The 24456-nt window shown below is 53.0% G+C and carries 30 protein-coding genes; 9 read left to right on the forward strand and 21 right to left on the reverse strand.

Annotated features, from left to right (window positions below; genetic code table 11):
• Nucleotides 1-4: 4 nt before the first annotated feature.
• The 20 genes from ABKW30_RS08565 to ABKW30_RS08660 all read right to left on the reverse strand — a co-directional run bounded on the left by ABKW30_RS08565 (nt 5) and on the right by ABKW30_RS08660 (nt 16944).
• Nucleotides 5-1282, reverse strand: a complete 1278-nt coding sequence (locus tag ABKW30_RS08565) for a flagellar hook-length control protein FliK (RefSeq protein WP_348598325.1) — start codon at nt 1280-1282, stop codon at nt 5-7.
• Nucleotides 1279-2484 (reverse strand): chemotaxis protein MotC, encoded by a 1206-nt coding sequence (locus ABKW30_RS08570; RefSeq protein ID WP_348598326.1) that lies wholly within the window; start codon nt 2482-2484, stop codon nt 1279-1281. Before ABKW30_RS08570 ends, ABKW30_RS08565 begins: the two co-directional genes overlap by 4 nt.
• Entirely contained in the window at nt 2481-3716 is a 1236-nt protein-coding gene (locus ABKW30_RS08575; RefSeq protein ID WP_348598327.1) for a MotB family protein, read from the reverse strand. The genes ABKW30_RS08570 and ABKW30_RS08575 overlap by 4 nt, the downstream gene beginning before the upstream one ends.
• Nucleotides 3713-4378 carry a hypothetical protein gene (locus tag ABKW30_RS08580; protein WP_348598329.1) on the reverse strand — a complete coding sequence of 222 codons (666 nt, stop codon included), beginning with the start codon at nt 4376-4378 and terminating at the stop codon, nt 3713-3715. The genes ABKW30_RS08575 and ABKW30_RS08580 overlap by 4 nt, the downstream gene beginning before the upstream one ends.
• Nucleotides 4375-6021, reverse strand: coding sequence for a flagellar basal-body MS-ring/collar protein FliF (fliF, locus tag ABKW30_RS08585; protein WP_348598331.1), 1647 nt, complete (start codon nt 6019-6021; stop codon nt 4375-4377). The genes ABKW30_RS08580 and fliF overlap by 4 nt, the downstream gene beginning before the upstream one ends.
• A gap of 143 nt (nt 6022-6164) precedes the next feature.
• Entirely contained in the window at nt 6165-7082 is a 918-nt protein-coding gene (locus ABKW30_RS08590; RefSeq protein WP_348598333.1) for a flagellin, read from the reverse strand.
• A 183-nt stretch (nt 7083-7265) separates the two neighbouring features.
• Entirely contained in the window at nt 7266-7949 is a 684-nt protein-coding gene (gene fliP, locus ABKW30_RS08595; RefSeq protein ID WP_348598990.1) for a flagellar type III secretion system pore protein FliP, read from the reverse strand.
• A 62-nt stretch (nt 7950-8011) separates the two neighbouring features.
• Nucleotides 8012-8497, reverse strand: a complete 486-nt coding sequence (locus ABKW30_RS08600) for a flagellar basal body-associated FliL family protein (RefSeq protein ID WP_348598335.1) — start codon at nt 8495-8497, stop codon at nt 8012-8014.
• A 9-nt stretch (nt 8498-8506) separates the two neighbouring features.
• Nucleotides 8507-9220, reverse strand: coding sequence for a flagellar basal body L-ring protein FlgH (flgH, locus tag ABKW30_RS08605; protein WP_348598337.1), 714 nt, complete (start codon nt 9218-9220; stop codon nt 8507-8509).
• The gene (locus tag ABKW30_RS08610) at nt 9217-9744 is read right to left on the reverse strand and encodes a MotE family protein (protein ID WP_348598338.1); all 528 of its coding nucleotides are present in this window, start codon (nt 9742-9744) and stop codon (nt 9217-9219) included. Before ABKW30_RS08610 ends, flgH begins: the two co-directional genes overlap by 4 nt.
• Nucleotides 9741-10967, reverse strand: coding sequence for a flagellar basal body P-ring protein FlgI (locus ABKW30_RS08615; protein WP_348598340.1), 1227 nt, complete (start codon nt 10965-10967; stop codon nt 9741-9743). Before ABKW30_RS08615 ends, ABKW30_RS08610 begins: the two co-directional genes overlap by 4 nt.
• A complete protein-coding gene (gene flgA, locus ABKW30_RS08620; protein WP_348598342.1) occupies nt 10964-11422 on the reverse strand; it encodes a flagellar basal body P-ring formation chaperone FlgA in 459 nt (152 codons plus the stop codon). The genes ABKW30_RS08615 and flgA overlap by 4 nt, the downstream gene beginning before the upstream one ends.
• 26 nt (nt 11423-11448) lie before the next feature.
• The gene (gene flgG, locus ABKW30_RS08625; protein ID WP_348598345.1) at nt 11449-12237 is read right to left on the reverse strand and encodes a flagellar basal-body rod protein FlgG; all 789 of its coding nucleotides are present in this window, start codon (nt 12235-12237) and stop codon (nt 11449-11451) included.
• A 17-nt stretch (nt 12238-12254) separates the two neighbouring features.
• On the reverse strand, nt 12255-12578 hold the full coding sequence (locus ABKW30_RS08630; protein WP_348598347.1) for a flagellar hook-basal body complex protein FliE: 324 nt from the start codon (nt 12576-12578) through the stop codon (nt 12255-12257).
• Nucleotides 12578-12997: a flagellar basal body rod protein FlgC gene (gene flgC / locus ABKW30_RS08635; protein ID WP_348598348.1), complete on the reverse strand. Its 420-nt coding sequence runs from the start codon at nt 12995-12997 to the stop codon at nt 12578-12580. Before flgC ends, ABKW30_RS08630 begins: the two co-directional genes overlap by 1 nt.
• Nucleotides 12998-13001: 4 nt before the next feature.
• Nucleotides 13002-13382: a flagellar basal body rod protein FlgB gene (gene flgB / locus ABKW30_RS08640; RefSeq protein ID WP_348598350.1), complete on the reverse strand. Its 381-nt coding sequence runs from the start codon at nt 13380-13382 to the stop codon at nt 13002-13004.
• Nucleotides 13383-13483: 101 nt separating this feature from the next.
• Nucleotides 13484-14056 (reverse strand): hypothetical protein, encoded by a 573-nt coding sequence (locus ABKW30_RS08645; RefSeq protein ID WP_348598352.1) that lies wholly within the window; start codon nt 14054-14056, stop codon nt 13484-13486.
• Complete coding sequence (gene fliI / locus ABKW30_RS08650) at nt 14053-15426, reverse strand: flagellar protein export ATPase FliI (RefSeq protein WP_348598354.1); 1374 nt, start codon at nt 15424-15426, stop codon at nt 14053-14055. The genes ABKW30_RS08645 and fliI overlap by 4 nt, the downstream gene beginning before the upstream one ends.
• 13 nt (nt 15427-15439) lie before the next feature.
• Nucleotides 15440-16165: a flagellar basal-body rod protein FlgF gene (flgF, locus tag ABKW30_RS08655; protein ID WP_348598991.1), complete on the reverse strand. Its 726-nt coding sequence runs from the start codon at nt 16163-16165 to the stop codon at nt 15440-15442.
• Nucleotides 16162-16944: a DUF1217 domain-containing protein gene (locus ABKW30_RS08660; RefSeq protein ID WP_348598355.1), complete on the reverse strand. Its 783-nt coding sequence runs from the start codon at nt 16942-16944 to the stop codon at nt 16162-16164. The genes flgF and ABKW30_RS08660 overlap by 4 nt, the downstream gene beginning before the upstream one ends.
• A gap of 127 nt (nt 16945-17071) precedes the next feature.
• On the opposite strand from ABKW30_RS08660, the gene ABKW30_RS08665 reads away from it, so the two are divergent.
• The 9 genes from ABKW30_RS08665 to ABKW30_RS08705 all read left to right on the forward strand — a co-directional run bounded on the left by ABKW30_RS08665 (nt 17072) and on the right by ABKW30_RS08705 (nt 23666).
• Nucleotides 17072-17368 (forward strand): type II toxin-antitoxin system HigB family toxin, encoded by a 297-nt coding sequence (locus ABKW30_RS08665; protein ID WP_348598356.1) that lies wholly within the window; start codon nt 17072-17074, stop codon nt 17366-17368.
• A complete protein-coding gene (locus ABKW30_RS08670; RefSeq protein ID WP_348598358.1) occupies nt 17368-17751 on the forward strand; it encodes a type II toxin-antitoxin system HigA family antitoxin in 384 nt (127 codons plus the stop codon). The genes ABKW30_RS08665 and ABKW30_RS08670 overlap by 1 nt, the downstream gene beginning before the upstream one ends.
• Before the next feature lie 631 nt (nt 17752-18382).
• Entirely contained in the window at nt 18383-19255 is an 873-nt protein-coding gene (gene motA / locus ABKW30_RS08675; protein WP_348598360.1) for a flagellar motor stator protein MotA, read from the forward strand.
• A 9-nt stretch (nt 19256-19264) separates the two neighbouring features.
• The gene (locus ABKW30_RS08680) at nt 19265-20203 is read left to right on the forward strand and encodes a FliM/FliN family flagellar motor switch protein (RefSeq protein WP_348598362.1); all 939 of its coding nucleotides are present in this window, start codon (nt 19265-19267) and stop codon (nt 20201-20203) included.
• Nucleotides 20184-20693 carry a hypothetical protein gene (locus ABKW30_RS08685; protein ID WP_348598363.1) on the forward strand — a complete coding sequence of 170 codons (510 nt, stop codon included), beginning with the start codon at nt 20184-20186 and terminating at the stop codon, nt 20691-20693. Before ABKW30_RS08680 ends, ABKW30_RS08685 begins: the two co-directional genes overlap by 20 nt.
• A gap of 30 nt (nt 20694-20723) precedes the next feature.
• Nucleotides 20724-21077: a flagellar motor switch protein FliN gene (gene fliN, locus ABKW30_RS08690; RefSeq protein ID WP_348598365.1), complete on the forward strand. Its 354-nt coding sequence runs from the start codon at nt 20724-20726 to the stop codon at nt 21075-21077.
• Between the two features lie 10 nt (nt 21078-21087).
• Nucleotides 21088-22116 carry a flagellar motor switch protein FliG gene (locus ABKW30_RS08695; protein ID WP_348598367.1) on the forward strand — a complete coding sequence of 343 codons (1029 nt, stop codon included), beginning with the start codon at nt 21088-21090 and terminating at the stop codon, nt 22114-22116.
• A gap of 17 nt (nt 22117-22133) precedes the next feature.
• Nucleotides 22134-23198 (forward strand): flagellar biosynthesis protein FlhB, encoded by a 1065-nt coding sequence (flhB, locus tag ABKW30_RS08700; RefSeq protein ID WP_348598369.1) that lies wholly within the window; start codon nt 22134-22136, stop codon nt 23196-23198.
• 27 nt (nt 23199-23225) lie between these two features.
• Entirely contained in the window at nt 23226-23666 is a 441-nt protein-coding gene (locus ABKW30_RS08705; protein ID WP_348598370.1) for a hypothetical protein, read from the forward strand.
• On the opposite strand, the gene ABKW30_RS08710 is transcribed toward ABKW30_RS08705, so the two are convergent.
• A complete protein-coding gene (locus ABKW30_RS08710; RefSeq protein WP_348598372.1) occupies nt 23663-24454 on the reverse strand; it encodes a LuxR C-terminal-related transcriptional regulator in 792 nt (263 codons plus the stop codon). The genes ABKW30_RS08705 and ABKW30_RS08710 overlap by 4 nt on opposite strands.
• Nucleotides 24455-24456 lie beyond the last annotated feature (2 nt).

Here is a 24456-nt window from a genome sequence, read left to right on the forward strand (position 1 = left end):
AAAGTTAGACAACAAGCCCGCGAGAAGAGCTACTCTGAACGTCTGTTTTTGCCAGCTTTTCGATTTTATCATCCGGCGCGGCTTCCCCGAAAAATTGTTGCTCGGCAGAACGGTCTCGTGGTGTATTCTGGAAACCTGATTGCCCTTGGTTGTTACCTCGAGCACCCATCTGCTGATCTTGCGCGCCCGGGTTATGCTGCCCGGTCTGATTAGCGCTGGAACCTGTCGTGGAGCGATCTACAACAGATATTGTCACGGTGGATACATCGTCCGTAACACCGGCCCGGTGTAATGCCTTGCCTAGCGCTTCACGATCATTTGAAAGGTGCTCTGCCATCGCCGTAGTCGCCGCATCAATCTGTATATGCATCCCACCTGATGTCAGGCGCAGGCGCGCAGTTACAGCGCCAAGTTCTACAGGCTGCAGTTGGATTACCAGCGTTCTCGCTGCCCCCACAGTCCGATCAGACACGACCTGAATATCTGTAATTGCCGGGCGACTGGCGGAATTGGCAACAAATGCAATGTTTGCGATGGATTGTTTCGTAGCTTGCGGCAGTGAAGCAGCGTTCGGTAAAGGCACATCCTTATCTGCAACATTGATGACTTCTTGGGGGGCAGCAACGGGTTTCGAATCGGGTGTCTCGGATTTCATCTCAACAGCAGAAGCGGTCAGCGCAAGAGTGCCAGCCTCTTGATGCAGTGCAGTCTTTTGAAGTTGGACCTGAGATTCAGGCACAGCCTGTGTTTGTGCGGGAATGGACAATATCCAAGGACCGGAGAGCTTAGCGGGACGCTCGTCGGCTTTTACCGGCGCGCGCTTTTGCTCTTGAGGCACGGTTGCAGCAACCTGAACCTCTTGTCGGAGATCTTCGCCGGGGACAGCAGGTTCGGCTTCGCCGGAAGTAGTTACAGAAATTATTGCGGTTGTCGGCTCACCTTTTGCAGCCCCGGCAAGCGCTTCTTCACCATGCTGCCGCCTATCGAGCATTTGCTCTAGTGCAATAATTGGCTGCGTGAAAAGTCCTTGCTCAGCAGGCTTAGAGTTTTGCTCGTCCTGACCACGAGGATCGGCAGCCCCTGCAATCTCTTCATCGCTTTCATTGTGTTTTGCATCGGTTTTCTGCTTCGTCGTGACGGCTTTCAAAAGCACCCCAAAATCCGCTGCCGTCTCCTTGTTATCCGGTATTCCTTTTAGGTCTCCCAGCACATCCTCCTTGCCTGCAGAACGGATAAGGGCCTGAAATTTCAGCTTGAAAGGCATGTTCGTTCCGATCGTCATTTCCCGGCCTTTCCCAGAATCGCATCGATCGCGTCGAGCTTCTTCCGCGTTTCTGTAATCATTGCATCTTCGGTATCGATAACGGGCGGTGGGTTTATTTTTTGTGGTGGCCGTGTCGAAATCTCCGATACCGGGCTCGCTTGAGGCTCGGCAGTGACAGGCATCACTTCGGGCTGCGCGGTTATCTTTCCGGCCATGGCGGTTGCAGCTTCAAGCAATTTTAGGTCCCGGCCGTGCAGGCGATCTTTGGGCAGATTGGATAATATTCTACTGGCTTCTCCGGTCTCGTCGGAGCCGACATTGCTCACCGCCAGATAGAGCTTTGCCTGCGTATCGTCAGCTTTAAGCGTGGCAGCCAGTTCCGCCGCTTCTTCTGACGCAAACCGGGCTCGTGCCAAATCGCCATTGACAATCGATCCACGGGCAATGCGAAGGTAGAATGGCATGCGTGCTCCGGGCCAGGCCAATGCCGCCAGTTCTCTGATCTCTTCGTCGCTCACCTTGCCCTTCAGCTTTAACAAAGCGTCGACAAGCTGGCGGAAAAAGTCTTCCGAGTAGGGTGACCGCTCAAAACGTTGCAGATAGTTTCTGGCCAGACTGATTAGTTTGCCTTTTTCGCCAATATCTGCCGCAATACTGAGGCCTCGTCGCAGCGCAGCTTCTTCAAGCAAGGTTCCGGGCGCATTCAGGCGTATATAATCAAGCCGCTTTAGCGCTGTAATTGCGTCGATCGAAGCAAGTTGGGATGCCGTTACAAGATAGATGGAAGCGTTCAATTCAGTCGGCAAATTCGGCGGCAGTTCCTGAAAACTCTCAACGATGCGCAATGCGTCGCCATCGGCATAAGCCAATGAACCGGCAATAAGTTTGGGATCAACCTGATCCGGTTTCAGCGTCGCTATGATGCCCCGTACGACGTCAGGATTACCGCCGTTGAGCAGATAGATGAAAAGTGCATAAGCGTTGGCCGGTTTGTCCCAAGCATCCGGTTTCGCCTCTTTGAACTGCCGCGAAATATGAGCCAGTACGCGGTTGAGCATTGGCAGGGCCTCCGGCTTTCCAGATGCAACCTGATCCTGCAACATGCGCATTGACCGCACCAGAAGGTAGGGTTCAGGCGGCGGCATGTCAGCCCACACTTGAGCTTGCGGGAAGCCGAACAGTCCCAGCATCAACAGAAAGAGATATCGCCGGGCTCTCATCTGCCAGCCGTTTTAAGAAAGATATCAATTCGCCGGTTCTGAGCGGCAAAAGGGTCAGAAGCGATCTTCGGATCACGATCCGCATAGCCGTCAATTCGAAGAATGCGTTTCGCATCCAGACCGCCCCGCGTCAGCATGTAATAAGCCATATGGGCACGCGCCGACGATAGGCGCCAATTATCGTAGCTGTCACTCTTGAACGGACGCGCGTCCGTGTGCCCGCTGATAACCACGTCGCCCTTACGGGAAGCGATGATCTTGCCAATCTCATCGAGAACCTGCACCACACGTTTGTCCGGCTTTGCCGAACCTATGGCAAACATGCCGTAATCAACTTTGTCGGTAAGCTGGATCATGACGCCCTCATCCGTCGGGACGACAGTCACCTCAGGCGCGTTCTTCTCATTTGCAACGCCAGTTTTTGCGATCTCTGCAGCAAGCTTCTGGGCAATCTCGGTCTGGCTAATGTCCAGCTTGCCTTCTTTGCCTTCCCGACCGGCAAGTTGCTTGTCTTCAGCAGTCTTGGCGGCTGGCTCCGGCTTTATATCGCCCGCATTGATGCGTAGTTCCAGCGACGCCTGTTCGACCTTGGCCAGCTCATCTTTTTTGTCACCTTTTTTGACGCTTGCACTCTTCTCATAAGACGGCGGCGGAACAGGCGGGCTGTCAGTCAGCGGAAAAATTTCTTCGTCTACGCGATCAGTCCAGTAGTTGGGATTGAACGGATCACGATAGGCCTCACCACCCTCTGCCCCGGTCAATGGTCCTGCACGGTTTATGCCACCCGCACCTGCAACAGAACGGTTTTGAAGTACACCTGAATCTGTAGCGATTTCTGCCAGCACTGCATATGGATCCTTGAATATCTGCCGCTCTTCCCGCTCCGGTTGAGTCTCGGCTTCACGGTCATTCCTAGAACTTTTTGTCTCTGCATCGGTGGAATCCGGACGCTCAAAACGAACCTTGCCTTTTTCTTCGTCTGAATCCTGAATACCCTTGGGTCTTGCGTTGCGATCCATCAGTTTTACAGGATTGAAGTAGCTTGCAACGGCGGCTTTCGTCTCTTCATTGGCTGCATTGATCAGCCACATGACGAGAAAGAAAGCCATCATAGCCGTCATGAAATCCGCGTAAGCGATTTTCCACACACCACCATGATGGCTGTCCTCGCCATCACCCCGGCCGCGACGGACAATGACAATCTCGCGATGTGTCTCCGGATCAATATTCATCGAACGTGATCCCTCAAACTGTCGATCAAATGACCAAGCCGCGTTTCAACGACCGTATTGTCGAGCCGCAAAGACAGCTCCGCCTGATCTGCCTCGATCAATGTGAAGCGCATGGGATCAAAGTCAGTCCGATTGCGAAACGCATCGAGAAGATGTCTTGGACCGCTAATGTTGGCAGTGATTGCCTCCAGGCCTTTGGTCAATTGCTCTATCTCGGTTGCGAACGCCTGCACCGCATGTTCCCGCATATTGTTCTCGACCAGCGGTAAGATGACCGCTGCAAGAGAGCCGGAAAGATCGGAAGCAATCGCCTTCAAACCTTCATCCATCTGCGCTGAGATACGGGCGCCTGTCTGTTCGAGAAAAGTCACCTCGGCTCCAGCAAGCTGCTCCTGGAACTCCCGCTCCAGCCTCACCTTTTCAGCCTCGAACAGAACTGAAGCTTCAGTCTGACCAGACTCTCGTCCTGCGGCAAAGGCTTCCTTGATCTTAAGCTCGTAGTCGATCAGCTCGACAACCTCTTCAGGAACATCGTCGGCGTCCGGTATAATTGTAATGCGCTCGCCGGGCGCGGTAAAAACTGTCACCCTGTCAGCAGGCACATGTTTGGGCGTAAAATCCGTCAGCATGCTGGCGATTGATCTGGTTTGGGTTGCAGTCATGCTGCTTCATGCACCCATTGCTTGAGGATGGCAGCAACGCGTTCTTCATCCATGTCGATCATCTGCTCCAGCCTGTTCTGAGCGGGAACACGCATACGCCGCCTGAGTTCGCTGAGATCGTCGTAAGGCACACTCTGCTCCGTATTCGCTGTGGCCAAGGTGGGAAGATTTGCTGCGGGAGCCAATCCCGGCATTGTAAACGCTGGCTCTTCCGCAAGTTGCAAAGCAGTCTGTTGATTGCTCATTTCACGCATCAACGGGCGCACGCCAAACCAGAGCACCAGCCCCACTGCTGCAATCAGCGCCGCCGCATTGATAAGCGTACCTGTCTGCCGGAAGATCATTTCTGAGATTGGCGTTGATGTTGGTTGTAGCTGCTCGTCAGCTGTTTCCATGAAGTTGACGGCTGTAACATTGATAACGTCACCCCGCTTAGTATCCAGCCCGGCCGCCGTTGCTACCAATTGCGTGATCTTCGCGATTTGCTGGTCCACGAAATTGGCCGGCGGTGGCGTTTCACCGGCTGTAGCCAACAGTCGTGCCTGATCAACAACCACTGCAATCGACAGTCGCTTGATTTGATAGCTGTCGCTTGTCGTCGTAACCGTCTTCGAGCTTAGTTCGTAGTTAGTGAGTTCCTCGCGCTTATCAGTTTTTTCCGTAGCGCTATCACCGTTCCTGCTGGCGATCTCTTCCTGTGGAATGTTTTGTTCTACACCTGTTGCATTGTCACTGGTGGAGTTTTTCGAATCGCCGCTCTCGCGCACGACACGAACAGAACGCTCAACGCGGGATTCGGGATCAAAAACAGTCTCATTGGTCTGTCGTCGGTCCGTATCGAGCGCCACCTGAACACTGGTCTGAAAATGTCCGATACCCAGATATGGCGCAAGCGCCTTACGGATGTTCTCATCGACAGAGGAGGAAACATTCTGCTCAAGCGTAGCAGACATAACGGCGCCGGCATTGGTACCATCATCTTTCGAAGCGAGCAGCCGGCCGTTGGTATCGAGGATCGTTACTTCCGAGGCTGTCAGTTGGGGGACGGCTGCGGCAACAAGCTGGCGTATTGACTGGGCTGATTCGATGGCAAAATCGCCCTCGGTGCGGATGACAACCGAAGCGGAAGGAGCCTGATCGCCGCGGCGGAAACTGCCCTTTTCCGGCAGAACGATGTGTACACGCGAAGCCTTGATGCCCCGGATCGCCTGAATGGTTCGTGATATCTCGCCTTCCAGCGCACGAACGCGCGTGATTTCCTGCATGAAGGACGTCAGGCCAAGCGAACCCATATTGTCGAAAAGCTCGTAACCGGCGTTATTGCTCGTCGGCAGGCCCTTCTCGGCAAGATACATGCGGGCTTTGTCTGCCTTTCCAAATGGCACCAGAACCGATGTTCCATCGGATTTAACGTCGAACGGTATACCAGCTTCACCCAATGCCATGCCCATACGATTGATGTCATCGCGGCTCAGGCCGACATAAAGTGTCTCATATTGCGGGCGGTTGAGATAAAAACTCGATATGAGAATGGCGGCGAAGAGTGTTACGCCAACAATGCCAAGCGCAATAAGCCGCCGGGCTCCAAGCTTCTTTAACGCTGCACCCAGCTGCTCTAAAGTCTGTCTTACGTTCTTTTCCATCAATTCCCACCGCAACGCCGTGCAGGGACAATAGATGCTGAAGCTTGCGCGAAGTTAGAGCGGCGCAGCTCGTAACCATTTCAGACAATAAAAAAGGCCACGCGGGATGCGTGGCCAATTTAATTTTTGCAGAATTATTCTTATTAGCGGAAAAGCGACAGGATGTTCTGGTTACCAGAATTGGCAATCGATAGAGCCTGCACACCCAGCTGCTGCTGAACCTGGAGAGCTGACAAACGAGCTGACTCCTTGTTCATGTCGGCGTCAACCATGGCACCAACACCCCGATCAATTGCATCGGAAAGGTTACTGATGAAAGTGGTCTGCAGATCGACGCGAGTCTTGGCAGCGCCCAATGCAGCTGCACCAGTAGCAAGACCCTTGGCAGCCGTTTCAATGCCTGTCAGCATCTGATCGAGTTGGGCATTGGTTGATGTCGATACATCGAGATCCAATACCGAAACCGTATTGACGTCTGCGCCGGTGAAAACCTTGTCGAGGATACCACCTTTTGCAGCAGTCGAATCGATCACATTGATAGACTTCAGATCAACGTCGATGGTACCTGTCGTGATCTCGCCTGTCGCAGAACGGTTGTAGGAAGCAACGATGCTCAATGTGGAGTCTGCACCAGCCGCAGCAGCGGAGTCAGTGCTCAGCAGATTCGCACCTGCATAGGATGCGCCGCCGATGCTGGTTTTCAGATGTGACTGTAGTGCCGAGATTTCCGTCTGAATCTTGGCTTTGTCGTCGTCGCTGGCGTTTTTCGCTGCCAGAACTTTTTGCTTGATCTGGTCGACAACGGATACAGCATCCTTGATAGCCGTATAGGCTGTATCAACCTTGCCGCCACCAAGACCAAGAGCACTGGTGATCGTGTCGTTTGCCTTGTTGTCCGAACGCATTGTTGTCGCGATTGACCAATATGCAGCGTTGTCTGAAGCTTCCGCAACTTTCATACCCGTTGCAATACGGTTCTGAGTTGTAGCGAGATTTTTGTTGGTTACAGAAAGTGTCTGCAGCGCTGTCATTGCTGACGCGTTTGTAAGAATGCTAGCCATAGGATGAAGTCCCTGATGAGATACTGTTTGGGACATACCGGATCGACCGGTATAACGGAGCGGCATCATGCCTATTGTCGTAGCGACAACCCGTCATGTTCGTGATAAGTAAGCCAAAAGTATTACGGTTTCAATAACGCTCATGATTAATTTTTCCAAACTGGTTAGCACCTCAATATCCGGCTAAGAATACGACCTGATGAGACTGCCGACGAGAATGTTCCATCCATCAATCAATACAAAGAAAAGTATCTTGAACGGCAGCGAAAGCACTGTTGGCGGCAGCATCATCATGCCCATGGACATCGTCAGGGTAGCAACAATCAGATCGATTACCAGAAACGGCAGAACGATCAGAAAACCGATTTCAAATCCACGGCGCAGTTCGGAAATCATGAAGGCTGGCACGAGAATGCGCAGATCGACGACTTGATCCGCTTGTGTCCGAAAAGATTCGTCAGCCAGATCCTCGAACAATCGCAAATCCTTGTCGCGGACCTGCCGCAGCATGAATTCGCGAAAAGGCGTGGTAATCTCGTTGATTGCCACATCCTGAGTGATCTGATTATTGACCAGTGGCTGCACGCCATTTTGCCAGGCCCGGTCAAACACTGGCGCCATTACATAGAACGTCATGAACAATGCGAGACTGATCATCACCAGATTGGCCGGAGTTGTCTGCAACCCCAGCCCGGCACGCAGCATGGAAAACGCTATGGCGAACCGGGTAAAGCTGGTGACCATAATCAGGATGCCGGGCGCTATTGACAGAACAGTCAAGGCTGCCAGCATCTGTATGATCTGACCGCTCGACGATGCACTACCTTGCGGTATCAATCCTTCCAGCAAGGAGGCTTGCTGGGCCATCGCAGTTCCACCAAGGCCGAACGTGAACACGACGAAAAGCACCGGTGTCAGAAGACGTCTATTCATTCCATCACCAGCGCCCAGATATAAACTTTATCGACCTTGCCCTCTGTGCGCATGCGGGCGCGTTCCTGCAGGTCCATTCTCAGATATTCAAGCCCGGCTGCCCCACGCAGCTGCATCAGATTTACCGTGCGGAGAAACGCCATGAAATCGCTGGCGACTGCCGCAGTCAGTTCATCCGAAATTGTTTCGCCAGGCCTGACGATTAAACCGGCCTCAAGCCTGATCCAGACATCCTGCGGAATTTTGACGTTCGTCAGAATCGGCTTCAGCGCAACGACGGCACCTGCCGGCATTTTTTCTGTTGGGGGTGCTTTTTCACCATCAGAGGCAGTAGCAGTATCCGGCGTTGCAAGGCCAAGCTGGCCACCAAGAAACCAGCCCCCCGCACCTGCAATGAGTGTCAGGACGACGACGACAATTGCCAAGGCGGCCATGGAGGGTGCCTTGCGAGCTTGACCGGTGTCTTCTGTAACAGCGCTCATTATCGGGCCTTAGATCGGAGAGACCGCATCAAGGACCTGCTGGCCCCATGGCGGCTGTTGCACTTCGCTCTGACGGCCGCGGCCACCGTAGGAAATGCGGGCTTCTGCAATCTTCTCGTAGGAAATCGTATTGTATCCGGAAATATCTCGCGGCCGCACCACCCCGGCAACGTTGAGCACACGAAGCTCATTATTGACTCGAATCTCCTGCGATCCCCGTATGATCAGATTTCCATTCGGCAGAATGTCGGTGACAATTGCTGCAACCGAAAGATCAATTTTCTCTGACCTTTCAATCTTGCCCTCACCCTTGGTGCGGCTGTCCGAATCATAGTCGAGATTGCCGCCGATATTACTCACCGAAATGCCACTGCCGCCCAAATCTGCCTTGGCACCGTAAATGCCTGAGGCGACACGTGAGCGGTCAGATTTATTATCGAGCTTTGCCCGCTCATCAATCGAGATAACGACTGTCAGCACATCGCCGGGATTAGTGGCACGGGGATCGCGAAAAAAGCTCGCCTGCCTGTCCTGCCAGAGAGAATATTTCTGGGGGCGTGGTTGGGTGGGGTAGTTGGATGGATCACTGACTGTGAAGTTGTGACCAACGCCGGTACCAACAGGCGTCATCTCCGGTGGGCGGTTGAAATCACGCGGATTCATTGCGCAACCTGAAAGGAGAAGTACGCTTGCGAAAGCCATTGGCATTGCCGCTTTTTTCATTGCGCGGTTCTTTCTTTTGTCGTCACAACCCGCGAACCAACGATCACCCGAGCGAGTTTGGATGATTTTTCGGGGGGCATTTCATTGAGAATAACACTCGAAACCCGAGGGTTGAGCTTTAACAGGAGAGCAGCCGCAGCCTCGTCCCCCAGCAACGCCATTTGTGCTGCGGCTGCATCGGGCCGCATCTTGGATATGATCCCGACGAGCGAATCTTCAGCCTTGTCGATGAATTCATCGCGCCGCTTCAACCAGACCTCATATTCCTGACGCTTGGCATCAAGGAGTTCGATCCGGCTGTCTATATCTTCGCGAAGCTGCTGAAGTTCACGTGTCTGCATCGCATAGCGGGCATCGGCAGCTTTATCAGTAATGTTGGTGCAGTAGCGATCAATTTCCTGTCCGGCATCATCCGGCGCTTTGGCCGTTTCTTGCGAAAAGCCGTAGGCCGCTGGCAGTAGCAGAGCCAGCGCAAAAGCGAGGACTGCAATGAACGACCGGAGAAATCGCACGGACATACTCATTGGACCACCAACTCGGCATGGAGTGCGCCAGCCGTCTTGATGCCTTGCAGGATTGCGATAATACCTTGGGGCTTCACGCCGATCTGGTTTAATCCCTTGACGAGATTTTCCAGGTCCGTACCACCAAGCATCCCGATTTTTGACGCCTGATTGACGTCAATCTCAGTGTTTGGCTCTACAGCGGTTTCACCATCTGAAAATGGCTCTGGTTGCACGATTGTCGGCCTCTCGGTGACCCGAACGGACAGGCTGCCATGGCTGATGGCAACACGCGATATGCGTACCTTCTCTCCAATGACGACTGTACCTGTGCGCTCATCGACAACCACACGGGCAACTTCATCTGTGACAACTGGCAAGCCTTCAATTTCAGCAAGAAAGCGTGTTGCTGAAATATTGGCAGGCTTACGCAGACGGATGGACTTTGAATCCCGTTCCTTGGCGACAGCCTGCTTGTAACGGCGTTTGGCAAAGGCATTGATCGTATCGGTAATACGCACAGCCGTTGTGAAATCCGGCTCGCGCAGTTCAACGACCAATTCATCATGACCAAAATTGCCGGTGACTTCCTTCTCGACCAGCGCGCCATTGGGAATACGTCCACTTGTTGGCACGCCTTGCGTTACAGTTTCCGCCTGACCTGACGCCGTGAAGCCGGAAACGATCATGTTGCCTTGAGCGACCGCATAGGTTTGGCCATCCGCCGCCGCCAAGGGCGTCATGACAAGCGTACCACCAGCCAGTGACGTCGCATCCCCGAGCGAGGATACGGTGATGTCGATCCGAGAACCACGTCCGGCAAATGGTGGCAGATTGGCGGTCACGATTACGGCAGCAATATTCTTTGTACGGGACGCTCCGGCAGGTGGACTTATACCCAGATTATCCAACATGGCGCGCATGGATTGCTCGGTGAATGGCGCGCTGCGCAAACTGTCACCTGTACCGTTCAAGCCAATAACAAGACCGTAGCCGACAAGCTGGTTTTCGCGCACACCCTGAATATTGGCGATGTCCTTCAAGCGGGCAATTGCTCCGCCTTCACCCAGCTGCGATGAAGCACCGCCCCAGCGACCATCATCCAGTTCTTTCTGAAACGCTGCACGCGCCTGCGCCGGTGTTCTATAGTCCTTGGCATTGGCCGAAGGCTCGGCCGCAATGGCTGCAGAAGAAGCCGTGAGCACGAAGCCAAGAAATACAGTGATGGCAAACCTTAGCCTCATTGCATACCGACCTGAATGCTACCATTGGCGAGCACCGTTCCGGTCACGATAATGCCGCTATCAATGTTGCGCACCTTGACGAAATCGCCTGAACGACCCGACTCCATTGGGATACCTTTGGCGGTGATGACCAGCATACCAGTATCGTAGATAATCGGAACCGCGACACCGCGCTGAATAAGGTCCGGCTCGTTCACGGCTGTCACCAGAATGGGTTGCCCGGGAAGAAGTGTCTTGCGCGCAACCTTGCCGACGAGTTGATCCACGGACAGTACGTAGCTGCCTGCGGCGCTCGCCTTGATCGTGAACATCTTCTCCTGCAAGCCATTGCTGCCTATAGCCTGTCCGGGGTAGATGATCTGGGATGGAACGATGAAAGCAATGCGGTCTGCAGCAGCTGCCGACACAACGAGACATGCAGCAATGAAAGTGCATACCCGTAAAAGATTCCTCATCGTTCCAAATCCCGCCATCATATTCCTCAGCGTAAGTTCTTCGAAACGACCGAAGCCATTTCGTCGGCAGCCTGAATGACCTTGGAATTCATCTCATAGGCACGCTGCGCCGTGATGAGGTCTGTGATTTCCTTGACCGGATCGACGTTCGAGCTTTCGAGGTAATTCTGCTTCAACGTTGCAAAGCCCGGATCGCCCGGAACACCGACAACCGGGTCACCCGAGGCATCGCTCTGGCGGAAAAGGTTATTTCCAAGTGGCTCCAGTCCGGCTTCGTTGGCGAAATTGGCAATCTGCAACTGTCCGAGATTAACCAGCTGGGTCTGATCCGCCATCTTGGCGAACACTTGACCACTCTCGGTAATCTTGACCTCAATCGCATCAGTGGGGACAACAATGTTCGGTTCGACGAGATTGCCGTCAAGGGTGACAAGCTGCCCTGTGCCATTGATGTTGAATGCACCAGCGCGGCTATACAATGTATCTCCGGCCGGGTTTTGAATCTGGAACCAGCCGCGACCCACGAGCGCTACGTCATATGGGTTGCCCGTCTGGTTAAGCGGCCCCTGTATATGCAGGTTTCTCACCGCAGCGGTCTGCACCCCAAGCCCTACCATAGCGCCTTCAGGTACTATGCTCTGGTTCGCAGCGTTAGGCACGCCAGCTGTCCGTTCTGCCTGATAAAGCAAATCGGAAAACTCAGCCTTTGCTCGCTTATATCCGGTCGTGTTGATATTGGCGATGTTGTTCGCAATGACTTCCAGATTGAGCTGTTGGGCATTCATGCCGGTAGCTGCGATAGTGAGGGCTTTCATTGGGATTCCTTATCCAGCTAAATCGGCATGCGGCTGATTTCGAGGTAGGCTTGGACGATCTTGTCGCGGATGGCGATCGCGGTCTGCAACGATTGCTCCGCATCCATAACCGCATTGACCACATCGCGGGTCGGCACATCGCCCGTCATGCTCTTCATCGAAACCGCTTCCGCATTCTGCAACTTCCCGCTGACTGAGGAAGCGAGCTGTGAAAGCACATTGTCAAAGGACGGTTGACCTACAGCGGCTGGCGCCGGTCCAGCAGATGAGCCCTGATTGACCGTCTCGGTCAATTTCGAAAGGGCGTTACGGGTGGAAACGCTAAGAAGCTGGTCTATCATCAGGAATTCCTCAAAAGATCGACGGTCATTGCAATCAGCTCGCGTGCTTGCTTGACGACCTGGAGATTGGCTTCGTAAGAGCGATTGGCTTCCCGCATATCCGCCATTTCGACGACCATGCTGACATTGGGATATTTGACATAACCACGGGTGTCCGCCGCCGGGTGGCTGGGCTCATATTCTTCAACGAACGCGGAAGTATCCTTGCCGACTTCGGCAATCCTGACCGTTTCGACGCCTGTTGTGCGATCAAGTTCAGTTGCAAAAGACACGGTCTTGCGGCGATAGGGATCGCTGCCCGCGGTCTTGCCTGTTGACTGTGCGTTAGCCAGATTCTCTGAAACAATGCGCAAACGTGTCGACTGAGCCGACAGACCGGATGCAGCAACTTTAAGAGCGGCTTGTAAAGGATCACTCATTCGCTTAACCCTTCACGGATGACATCATCATGCGATGGAACGCCTTGACAATACTGGTGTTGAGCGCGAATTCGCGATTGATCTCGCCGGATTTCACCATTTCCATTTCAAGATTGACGGTGTTCTTGGAGTGGTTTTGTTCGGTCACCGCATCCTTGCGCAGGGCGGTTGCCGCAATCCCGGAGGCATCGATCTCCTGATGTTTTGGATTGGTTGCAGCCATTGTCAATTGCGACTGGGCAAGCACGTCATGGAAAGGCTCGACATCGCGAGCCTTAAATCCCGGCGTGTTTGCATTGGCGACGTTTCCCGAGACCGTTGCCTGTCTTACCGACAGCCACTCGGCCTGACGCGACGCCAGATCGAACAGATGAATTCCCTGCATGTGCTTCCCCGCAGCCGAACCGATTAACCCGTTCTTAATATATGAGGTCAGGCTTGCGTGAGACTTGCGGCGGCATCATCTTCGGACAAATTACGACTGAACTAGAATGTTCTATCAATTACATCGCCATCGGAAGTCTTGATATTCCAGCTGCCCGGCGTTGTTCCCCGCTGTATGGCGACCAGCGTGCTGCCATCAGGCAGAGGCGAGCCTTTTTCAACGAACCAGTAACCGGTCTCGTCCTCGATCATCACCAGACCCCCGACAACTTCACGCACGAGAAATCGCGGCTTTCCGGGAAATGACTGAGTGCTTGCATCCGCAATCTTTGCCAACCTGTCTGCTGTCTGTTCCGAGGTCGTGGCGGTTGTCATCGGATCAGGTTCATCGCTGGAATTGGGCGATGTGGAGGTGACCTTGCCCCTTGTCTCGCGCACGACCTTCTGGTTCGCCCGATTGAGAGGATCACGTACTTGGATACCGGAAGATTCAGGCCTCGGACGCGCATCCAGAATGTCATAATACATGACGAAGGGCAGGACGAAGGAAATCACCGCCAACACAAAACCAGCGGTCTTAAGGTAGCCGTCAAAACGCTTGTCGCGTTGCTTGGGCAATACAGGCGCATCCATAGCTGATATAGGTTTTGTCTTGTTCGCTTCAGTTAATGTCATGATGGCTCCGCTGGCCGCAAGGCCGTCGCAAGGTCGCTATAGGGATCAAGAGACAAGGGCGAGGCTGGTGTCTGCTGCATTGTCCCGTAAATGAGCGGCACAAGATGGACTGCCTGATCGATCTGCGGATCGCTACCCGCCTGATACGCGCCGATCATTCGAAGATCGCGCGTCTCTTCGAACCGTGAGATCAGACTGCGCAGACCCGTTGCGAGCTTGGCCTGATCAGGCGTCCAGTTGTGATGCGCAAGGCGTGATATCGATCCCAGAATATCTACCGCCGGAAAACGCCCTTGAGCCGCAATGCTGCGATCCAGCACGATATGGCCGTCAAGCGTGCCACGAATAGCATCCGAAATGGGATCATTGTGATCATCGCCATCGACAAGAACGGCATAGAGACCCGTGATGGTGCCATCGCCCTCAAGGCCGGGTCCTGCCCGCTCAAGCAGCCGTGGTAATTGGCTGAAGACGCTCGGCGGATAACCACGCGAGACTGGCGGCTCACCCGCAGCAATAGCAATTTCACGCGCAGCATGTGCAAATCGCGTGATCGAATCCACGATCAACAGTACATTGTCGCCGCGATCGCGGAAATATTCGGCAATTGCAGTTGCGGTATTCGGTGCAAGCCGCCGCATCATCGGACTTTCATCACCCGTAGCAATAACGGCAATTGTCTTATCCAGTTTGCCAGCCATTGTATCTTCGAGCATATCCCGCACTTCGCGGCCACGCTCGCCAGTCAGGGCAAGAACCACTGTGTCGAAATCATCCGCCTTGGTCATCATTGCCAGCAGTGTCGATTTGCCGACGCCCGACCCTGCGAAAATACCCATGCGCTGGCCGAAACACATGGGCACAAAAACGTCTACGACATTAACCCCGCTCCGCAGGCCTTTTTCAACGCGGCTTCTGTTCATTGCCGATGGCGCCGCACAATCGACAGGCACCGCTTCCGTGCCTGCTGTCATCAGCCCGTTGCCATCGAGCGGCTCACCGAGCGCATTGATAACCCTCCCCTTCCAGTCAGGTGCAGGTGCTATACGAAACTGACCTTCGGGAAACACCGGACTGCCGAGCGACGGCGCAATCCTGTCGTCAAATGGCTTTATTAGTGTCTGCGTCTGCTCAAGACGTACGACTTCGGCTGGATAAAGCTGCTGGTCGCATCGGATCATCACCAGATCGCCAAGCTGCACCTTGTCCGAGATGCCTCTCACGCCAATTGCCGAACGGGACACTTCATTGACATATCCGCCAATGGCAATCGGCCGGTGCTGGCTAGCCTGCGACATCAAACGGGCCAAAGCGTCAAGCTTGACCGTTCCAGTGTTCATAGTCTGCAAAGCGTTTTCAAGCGCGATCATGAAAACCCAAGCATCATGACGAAGAGCCGAGGGTCTTGATAGCGCTTGTGAACGTGGCCTCACTGCCACTGAGCAATGCGTTAACGCGTTCAAAGGCACGGGTAACGCTCATAAGCCGGGTCATTTCGCTGATTGCATCAACGTTCGATCCCTCAACTGCCCCCTGGATAACGCCCGCGTTGGGGTTATCAAGCACAGGCTGCGCAGCAACGCTCGGTATAACTGCGGAATTATCGAAATAGCTGAGCTTTGCACCGGGATCGATTGTGAACAATCCAATGGCACCAAGCTGACGGCCGTTTTGATAAACTGCCCCATCCGATGCAATTTCCGGCGGGCCGCCATTCGGATCGATTGTCAGTGGTTGCCCCCCGGCGTCGAGGATTGCGTATCCCTTGACCGATTGCAATTCGCCTGTCGTTGACATCTTCATACGGCCGTCACGGGTAAATACCTGACCGGCTGGTGTCTGCAACGAAAACCAGACATTGCCTTTGGCAGCAATATCGAGCGGATTACCTGTCTGGTTTATTGGTCCTGCCTCTGTCTTGATGTAGCTTTCCCCCGCACTGACAAAACTTGAATTCTCCGCTGCTTTCGACACCATCGCGTCGAACTTCATGCCCGTTGCCCGAAAGCCGGGCGTGGACATGTTCGCTACATTGTGCGCCAACACGTCAAGCCTGCGTTCAAGCGATATCTGCGAGGAAAGACCAACATATATCGAGTTTTCCATCAGCGGCCTCCCAGCTTGAACGATTGCAATGTTGCAAGGACGCTCGGTGAAATACCGATCTCCGCGGCTCCTCCAAGCAACTGCACGGAAGGCGCCATGCTCGTACTCGGATTGGCGATATCATACATGGCAGTAAACCGGAGAAGCAGTTTTTCGACCTTCTTGGGATCTTTCAAATCCTTGAGGTCCAGCTTCTCTTCGACCATCTTGGCTTGGCGATCAATGTCGAGTGCAGAGACTTGTTTAGGGATATTGAATGTAGTCTGGAAGACCGCAAGAAGTCGTTTGTCGCCAAGAATTTCATAAGCGTTGGTGATGGAAGAAGCCTTGCGCGAGAAATAAAGCGCAAGACGTGCACCATCGCTCTGCCTGCCGGTTTCCTGTTCAAGAGTCATCTGGACATAGCTGTCGACAACAGGCTTCAACACGGCAGGTTGGGCAGTGGTTTTGTCACCATATTTGGCAAAGTTGAAGGCTGCCGCGAACTCTTTATAACGTGTGTCGGTCAGTTTGTTGGCAAAGCTGTCTTTGTCTTCGATGCCTTCGGTCAAAACCTTTTTGATAAATGCCTTGGCATAGCCCATGTCCTCAAGCCCGAAGGCTTTCAGCGCATAATTATAAAGCTTGGTATCTTTCATGAAGTCATCGATACTTTTTACGTTGCCGATGTTCTTCAGATAATAGTCGCTATCGCGTTGAACCATCGGTTCTTTGGCAACGCGAGCGAGCGAGCGCGGCAAATCCGCAGCAATCAAACGGTAGCTCGTCATCGTACTGGTCATGATGCGCCTTTCAGAAAGCTTTTGCATACCTGTCGCAAATCAAGCTTGCCTGAAACTGTTGGGCTAAAGTTCTCAAAATGGGAACTTTCCTATTGTTCCCAAAACGGGAAAATGATATATCCGCATAATGCAGATTATCGCCAAGAAAGCGCTGAGAGATTTCTGGAACAAACATAATCAGGCAGAAATCCCACTGGCCGCTTGGTATGCAATGGTTAGCAAAGCTGAGTGGAATACGCCAAACGACGTAAAAACGATGTTTGGATCAAATGTCGATTTCATTGGCGATAATCGGGTTATTTTCGATATCGGTGGCAATAAGTATCGTCTTATCGTCCATGTCGCTTATCCGTTCAAACGCGTTCTCATCAAATTTGTCGGGACGCATAAGGAATATGACAAGATTGATCCGGAGAAGGTGTAATGAAAGATATTCGACCCATTAAGACCGAGGACGATTACAATTGGGCAATAGCCGAAATTACCCACTATTTCGACAGACAGCCCAAACCCGGAACTCCGGATGGGGATCGCTTTGACGTACTTGCAACGTTGATTGAAGCCTATGAAGACGAGCATTATCCCATCAGTGCACCAGACCCGGTGTCAACGATAGCAGCGCACATGGAAATGGCGGGACTGAACCAGAAGGCTTTGGCTGAAGTCTTGGGGTCAGCGCCAAGGGCGTCTGAGATTATGGCCCGCAAACGTGCACTTACGCTGGATATGGTATTTAAACTTCACCAGCAATGGCACATTCCGGCAGAAGCACTTATTCAACCTTACCATCTGGCCAATAATTCCTGAAAGACTAACGCCTGTCCATAGTGCGTGGTTCGCCCTTCATTTATGCAAAGTCCTTCTTCACGAGCCTGCTGAGAGCAGAGAACAAGGCGCTTCCGCCACTGCGAAAAATAATCTTCAGAAAACTTATCCAACAGCTTTGGAGCTGATTTATTCTCCATGTGTCCTTTCATGGAGAGCTGCTTCCGGAGCCGTTCGAAAGTGGGGAAGGATGGCGTGTTGGTGTGCGGGCAACGGACTCGTATGCTGGCCGATCTGTCAGTACGCTGCGGCAAGTCTGCGCAAATGCAGAAACTGTGCAGTTAGTTGATGCCTACGTCAATTGTGCGGATAAGGTCTCGACGGCATGGTGAAACCCGGACTCCAGGCGTTTCATCCTCTGCCCCGCGAGAGCCAAGAGGGGCCGGCAGGGGTAAACGTTAACGGGCGGTCTTCGGATCGCATACCTTACTACAAAAGACGCGCTCCGATGACCGCCCGTCTCTCCAAACCCTCAATAGCCAGACGCAAAAGCGGGCGTGGCAAAGAACAATCACGCTTGGGCTCTTTGACATAAACATCCACGTTTGCTGCAAGGTTCACACAAGCCGACCTTGATAGCTCTGTAATACTGGCAAACATGCAGGAGCAGGTTTTGGGTATTCTGATTGGACTCGTCGTAACAATGGGATGTCTGCTTGGCGGTTTTATCGCCATGGGCGGGCACGTTGGCGTTCTGATGCAGCCATGGGAGTTCGTCATCATCGGCGGTTCCGCGCTTGGCACCTTTCTGGTGGCAAATCCGTTTTCTGCAGTCAAAGATTCGGGCCGTGCCTGCATGGAAGCATTTACCAACAAGGTGCCAAAACAGCGTGACTATCTCGATGTCCTCGGCGTTCTCTACGCGCTCATGCGGGAGTTGCGGGCAAAATCACGTAACGAGGTCGAAGTTCACATCGATAATCCTAACGAATCGGCCATATTCCAGACATTTCCAAGCGTTCTGAAAAACCACGACCTGACACATTTCATCTGTGATTACTGCCGCCTGATCATTATCGGCAATGCGCGTTCGCATGAGATTGAAGCTTTGATGGACGAGGAAATCCACACGATCTCCCGCGATAAACTCAAGCCCTATCATGCCATGGTCAGTGTTTCGGAAGGACTTCCGGCACTCGGCATTGTCGCTGCCGTGCTGGGCGTCATCAAGGCCATGGGCGCACTGAATGAATCGCCGGAGATTCTTGGCCATCTTATTGGTGCTGCGCTTGTTGGCACCTTCGCAGGTATCTTCCTTTCTTACGGCGTCGTGGGGCCGATCGCTACCAAGATCAAGACAACACGTGAAAAGCAGAACCGGCTCTATATTATCGTCAAGCAGACATTGCTGGCTTACATGAATGGTGCCCTGCCCCAGATCGCACTTGAATATGGCCGCAAGACTATTTCTGCCTATGATCGCCCGTCGATTGACGTGGTAGAGCAGGAAACTCTCTCTCCAGCACCTCTCCAGCAAGCGGCCTAAGGTTCGGTAATGGACGTCGAAGCCGAACACAAAAAACCTGACGCACTGGCCGACAGCATCCTGCGGGCAGCCGGCCTTTCGGTCGATGATCTCAAATCTTTCGAAACAGTCTTTCGTGACTTGGCTTCATCATTTGGCAACCGGATTGCTGCGCAAACCGACGCAGCTGTAACGGCTGAATTTGTCGATATTCGTTCTCTCGAAAAAGAGGCCGTGACTGACGCGATTCATAGCTCTGCACTGGCCGGTATCGTTCCCGTACCAAAGTGGGGGTCGCGCATCCTGTTGGCCGCCAACCGGAATTTTGTCGATTGCGGACTTGAGGCTCTTTTCGGTTCCGGTGGAAGTTCCGAAACAGCAACCACGGCACCAAGACCTTTTACTTCCGTGGATATGGGAATTGCCCGGCAAATATTTACGGACATCACATCATCGCTCGATCACATGTTTTCCGGTGGTGATTCAATTTTCCAGATGGGTGAACTCAGCGAGGTTGCACATCTTGCACCCGGCACAGTGACAGAAACGCGGATGATATGCTGCACCATCGGCCTGAATGTGGCAGGCCGGTCCGGCCAAGTGTCCATTCTATTGCCACGCTCTGCTTTCCGGCCAATGCAGGAGGCCATTGCCCGCCTGTTGCGACAACCAGCTCATCATCTTGATCCAACATGGGCCAAGAAATTGCGATTGGAAGTCAGCCGTGCGCATATCGAAGTCGAGGCCTATTTGCAGCAAGGCTCAATGACGCTCGAACAGATATCCATGCTGCGCCCTGGCCAAGTACTGCATTTGCCCAAAGATGCAATTGATCAGGTTCGTCTGCGCAGTGGCGATCAGGCACTTTACAAGTGCCGACTCGGCAAGGCCGGAAGCGCATTCACCGTTCGGATCACCGATCCCGTCAACCAAGAAGAGGACCTGCTTGATGAGCTTGCTGCTGGTTAATTTGATCTCGATGGGTTTGAGCGCTGTATCGTTAATTATCTTTTTCGCTGCGCTCCGCAAAGCGAGCAGGCTCACAGCGATGAGCCGGCTTATGGCAAATCAGGTCGCTAGCTCGGCCAACAACCTGCAGAAGGCTTTGGCGATCTTACAGGCAGAGCGGGAGATTTGCCGGGATGAGAGCATCAGGCTTGAAGCACGCCTGAAAGATTCTGACCGGGTACGTTCCGAAATGTCCCGGGCCATGGAGCTTGTGAAGCGGGCTCGAGTTGATCTGAATGAAGATGCGCTTGTGGCGGCCGCCATGCAGCAGCCGGCCGCCGTATCTCACATTGCCCCGCCAGTAGGCAGAACAACTCCGGCGGACCCACAAATGAGTGTGCCTAAACCAGGGATAGCAGTTCGCACTGTTCCAAGCGAACCAGCGCGTCCATTGCCGGTTTTTGTCAATCGTATCGTTCGTGCCAGTGAAGTTGCTGGCGCTGTTCTTTAAATCTACTCCGCACCTGGGATCATTCACATCATGGCTATATCCGACAAAAATTCGATTGAAGATGAATTGAACGATGCAATCGAAGAACTTCAGCGGGACGAGCCGCAACCAGCCCGCAAACCAGCCGGGTCCAAACCCAATATCGATCTCATCATGGGTATCCCTGTGGATGTGCAGGTCGTTCTGGGCAGCACGTCCATGCCGGTTGCCAATCTGATGAAACTTGGACGCGGTTCTGTTGTCACACTTGATAAACAGATCGGCGATCCTGTCGATATTGTCGTCAACGGCCGGGTAATCGCCCGCGGTGAAGTCATCGTTCTTGAAGACGACAGTTCAAGGTTCGGCGTTAGTCTAACCGAAGTCATCGGTAGCGGAAGTTAAGCGTGACCGTATGAGTGATCAAGCAACAGAAGAGGCGGCTAGCGCAATTCAGGACCTGTCGGGCCCTGAAAAAGTGGCAGCATTGCTCGTTGCCATCGGGCGGCCATCTGCTTCTCGCCTCCTCAAGCACTTCACAGCAGATGATCTGCGCTCGCTTGCAGTGCATGCACGTAAGCTGGAGCCAATAACACCCGGCGATTTCGAGGAATTGGTAAAGCAATTCGAAAATGCATTTGCGGATGGGGCACCCGTCTCAGAAGCAGGCATGCGCTTTGAGGGCCTGTTGCGCGAATCTCTTAGTGCGGATGAAGCAAGCGCAGTTATCGAGAACCGTCGTCCTGAACTGCTGGCTCAGGAATCCGTCTGGGATCAATTGCCGCGAATTCCGACCGATGTTTTGCATAGCTATCTCGTGCCCCAGCACCCGCAGGTTACTGCTTACGTGATTTCCCGCCTGCCTTCAGATATAGCAGCCAAGCTGCTCATACGGTTTGCACCGGCTACGCGAAGTACATTGATCCAGCGCACTTTGCATATTCGAAAAGTAGCACCCGCAGTTTCCGCAATGCTGGAAACCATCCTGCAGCGGGAAGTTACCGGAAAGGACAATACTACTTCAGAAAAGAGCCATCACGGTACAATCGCCAATATCATTAATCAGCTGGAAAAGTCAGAAATCGATGAATTGCTCGGCGATCTGACAGATCTCGGGGCTGACGATCTTGCAAAGATCAAGGCCAAGCTGTTCACATTCGAGGATATCTCCCGTCTGTCGCAGCGTTCAAGGCTTGTGCTTTTCGACGACATCCAGACCGACGTTGTTACCACCGCCCTCCATGGTTGTGAGCCGCAACTGCAAGAACTCATTCTTCAATCACTTTCGACACGTGGCCGCCGGATGGTCGAGACGGAGCTTTCCAGCCCGAACAACATCAATGCCAACGCCGTCACCGAGGCTCGGCGCTCTATCGCTCGCACCGCAATTGCTCTGGCCGAACGTGGCGATCTCCGCCTGGAGCCTGAGCAAGTCGGACCTTGAGACAGCAGCCCTGCTAAATGTCAGACGATACCGACAAAGAGAGCAAAACCGAGGAAGCGACTGAAAAGAAAATCAGCGATGCAATGGAGAAAGGCAATCTGCCTTTTTCACGCGAGGCGCCAATCCTTGCCTCCATTGTCGCGCTCATTATCATCTTGGTATTCGTTGCAATACCAAGCGGCACAAAGCTCTCCTCGTTTCTTTCCGAGGTCTTTGATAAATCAGATGACTGGCGATTGAACAGCGCAGATGATGCCCGGCAGTTATTCGGAATTATCGGTGCTGCCGTGGGGCTTGCATTGCTACCCGTAATGATCCTGATTCCCGGAGCTGGCATTCTTGCCTCAGTCCTGCAAAACGCTCCGAGAATTGTTTTTAAACGTATTGAACCGCAAGCTTCCCGAGTATCGCTTGCCAAAGGTTGGACCCGCATTTTCGGAGCAGCGGGGCGTGTCGAGTTCCTGAAATCGACATTCAAATTTGCCGCCGCCAGTATCATCGTGTTCATGATCTTTTTTCGGGACAGCCATTTTTTCGTTGACGCTATAATTACCGAACCCGGACAACTGCCGGAGCTTATCCGGACACATATCACGCGGCTACTTTCATCAATTGCGATTGCAGTAACAGTACTCGCCACTTTCGATATTGCATGGTCACGCATTCATTGGCGTAATGAACTGCGTATGACACGACAGGAGATAAAAGACGAACATAAGCAGGCCGAGGGCGATCCTCTGCTCAAGTCGCGATTGAGATCGCTTGGCCGCGACCGTGCACGACAGCGTATGATTGCATCGGTTCCTACGGCCACTTTGATCGTCGCAAATCCGACACACTTCTCGGTTGCACTTCGTTACGATCCTGCAAAGGACCCCGCCCCTGTTGTTGTCGCCAAGGGCCAGGACATTATCGCGCTCAAGATAAGAGAAATTGCAGAAACAAATAATGTACCTATTTTCGAGAATGTACTTTTGGCGCGCTCACTCTACAAACAGGTACAGGTTAACAACGTAATCGCTCCGGAATTCTACAAGGCCGTAGCTGAGCTTGTTCAATTTGTTAATACCCGTCGAAAATAATACCATTGTCGATAGTCGGATGAATATATGAAGAAAACCCAGTATTCCGCGACGCGCGTTGAGATTCTTGAACGGCATCTCACAGAGGTTATCAAGGATCTTCTGCTTGTAGATGTGGCAGATTATGTTGCGTTTATCCGTTGTGAGTTATTCGGCAATATCGCCGATATCGTAAACTCAGCGACCGAGTTGACGTTCTACCCCAACACTCTCACTTTCGGTCATGGGGGTGAGTACAGCCTCGACTGGAACTCCACACCAACGGTGACCTTGGATCTGGAGTTCCAGAATATGGGTGTTAATGCTTATTTTCGCCTGATCCTCTCGGCGAACTCTACAGAAATTGATCTGCATCATTTGCGTTTCGCTGAGACCGGCCGCAGCCCGGCTGAAAATACAGCCCTGCTTGAGGCAGCTTTTTTGGATGCTCGCCTTCCCCAACTCGCTGCATCCGAAAATACCGATTAGAATCTGTTCGTGACAACCGGCATCTCTATAACGCCTAAAGCCAGCGCTGTTGCTACTGTTGAGGTCCGATTGGCACAGCCGAGCTTGTTCTTCGCATTTTGCAGATAGGTGACTACCGTCCAGCGGGCGATATCCAGAATTTCGCCGATCTCCCCATCCGTTTTCCCATTGGCAGCCCAATAGAGGCAGTCAATTTCCCGCTTGGTGAGGAGTTTGGCAACAATTGCGGCCAGTGCCGGATTACGCCCTCCATGGAGTGACGTGTGAAGCTTCGATGAAGATGAAATCAACCGTTGTCGTATGCGCTCAATGAAAGCAGCTTGTTCAGATTTATCGATGTTGAATGAAAATTCCGTAATTCCTTTAAAGCCGTAATTATTGGAAGCGCCAACCGCAAGAAACAGGTTTCCGGTTGTGCGCATCTCACGGTCGCGGAAATATTTTCCGATCTCCGGCGACGTTTTGGCTTCCTCCAACAGATTACGGACACTACCCGCTATTTGTGCAGGGTGGCGCGAAGTAATAACGGCATCAAGCAGCGGGTCCACCTTATGGTACCCTTTGGCGGAATAACGCATAACCCAGTTGAAGGGCAAAGTCGTCGTAACGGAAATGTCCGGGGTTGATCCGCTAAGCGCAGTAGTCTGGTTGGAATAGCCAACGTGGGTGATGTGCAGACAGTCCAGTCTTTGCCGGATTTCAATAAGCGTCTCCAGCGTATCAAGCTTGGCAGAGCCACCAAAAAAACCTTCCTGAAAGTCCGGGAAATGGGCTAAATCAAAATGCATCG

This window comes from Phyllobacterium sp. SB3 (genome assembly GCF_040009165.1).
Lineage (GTDB): Bacteria > Pseudomonadota > Alphaproteobacteria > Rhizobiales > Rhizobiaceae > Phyllobacterium.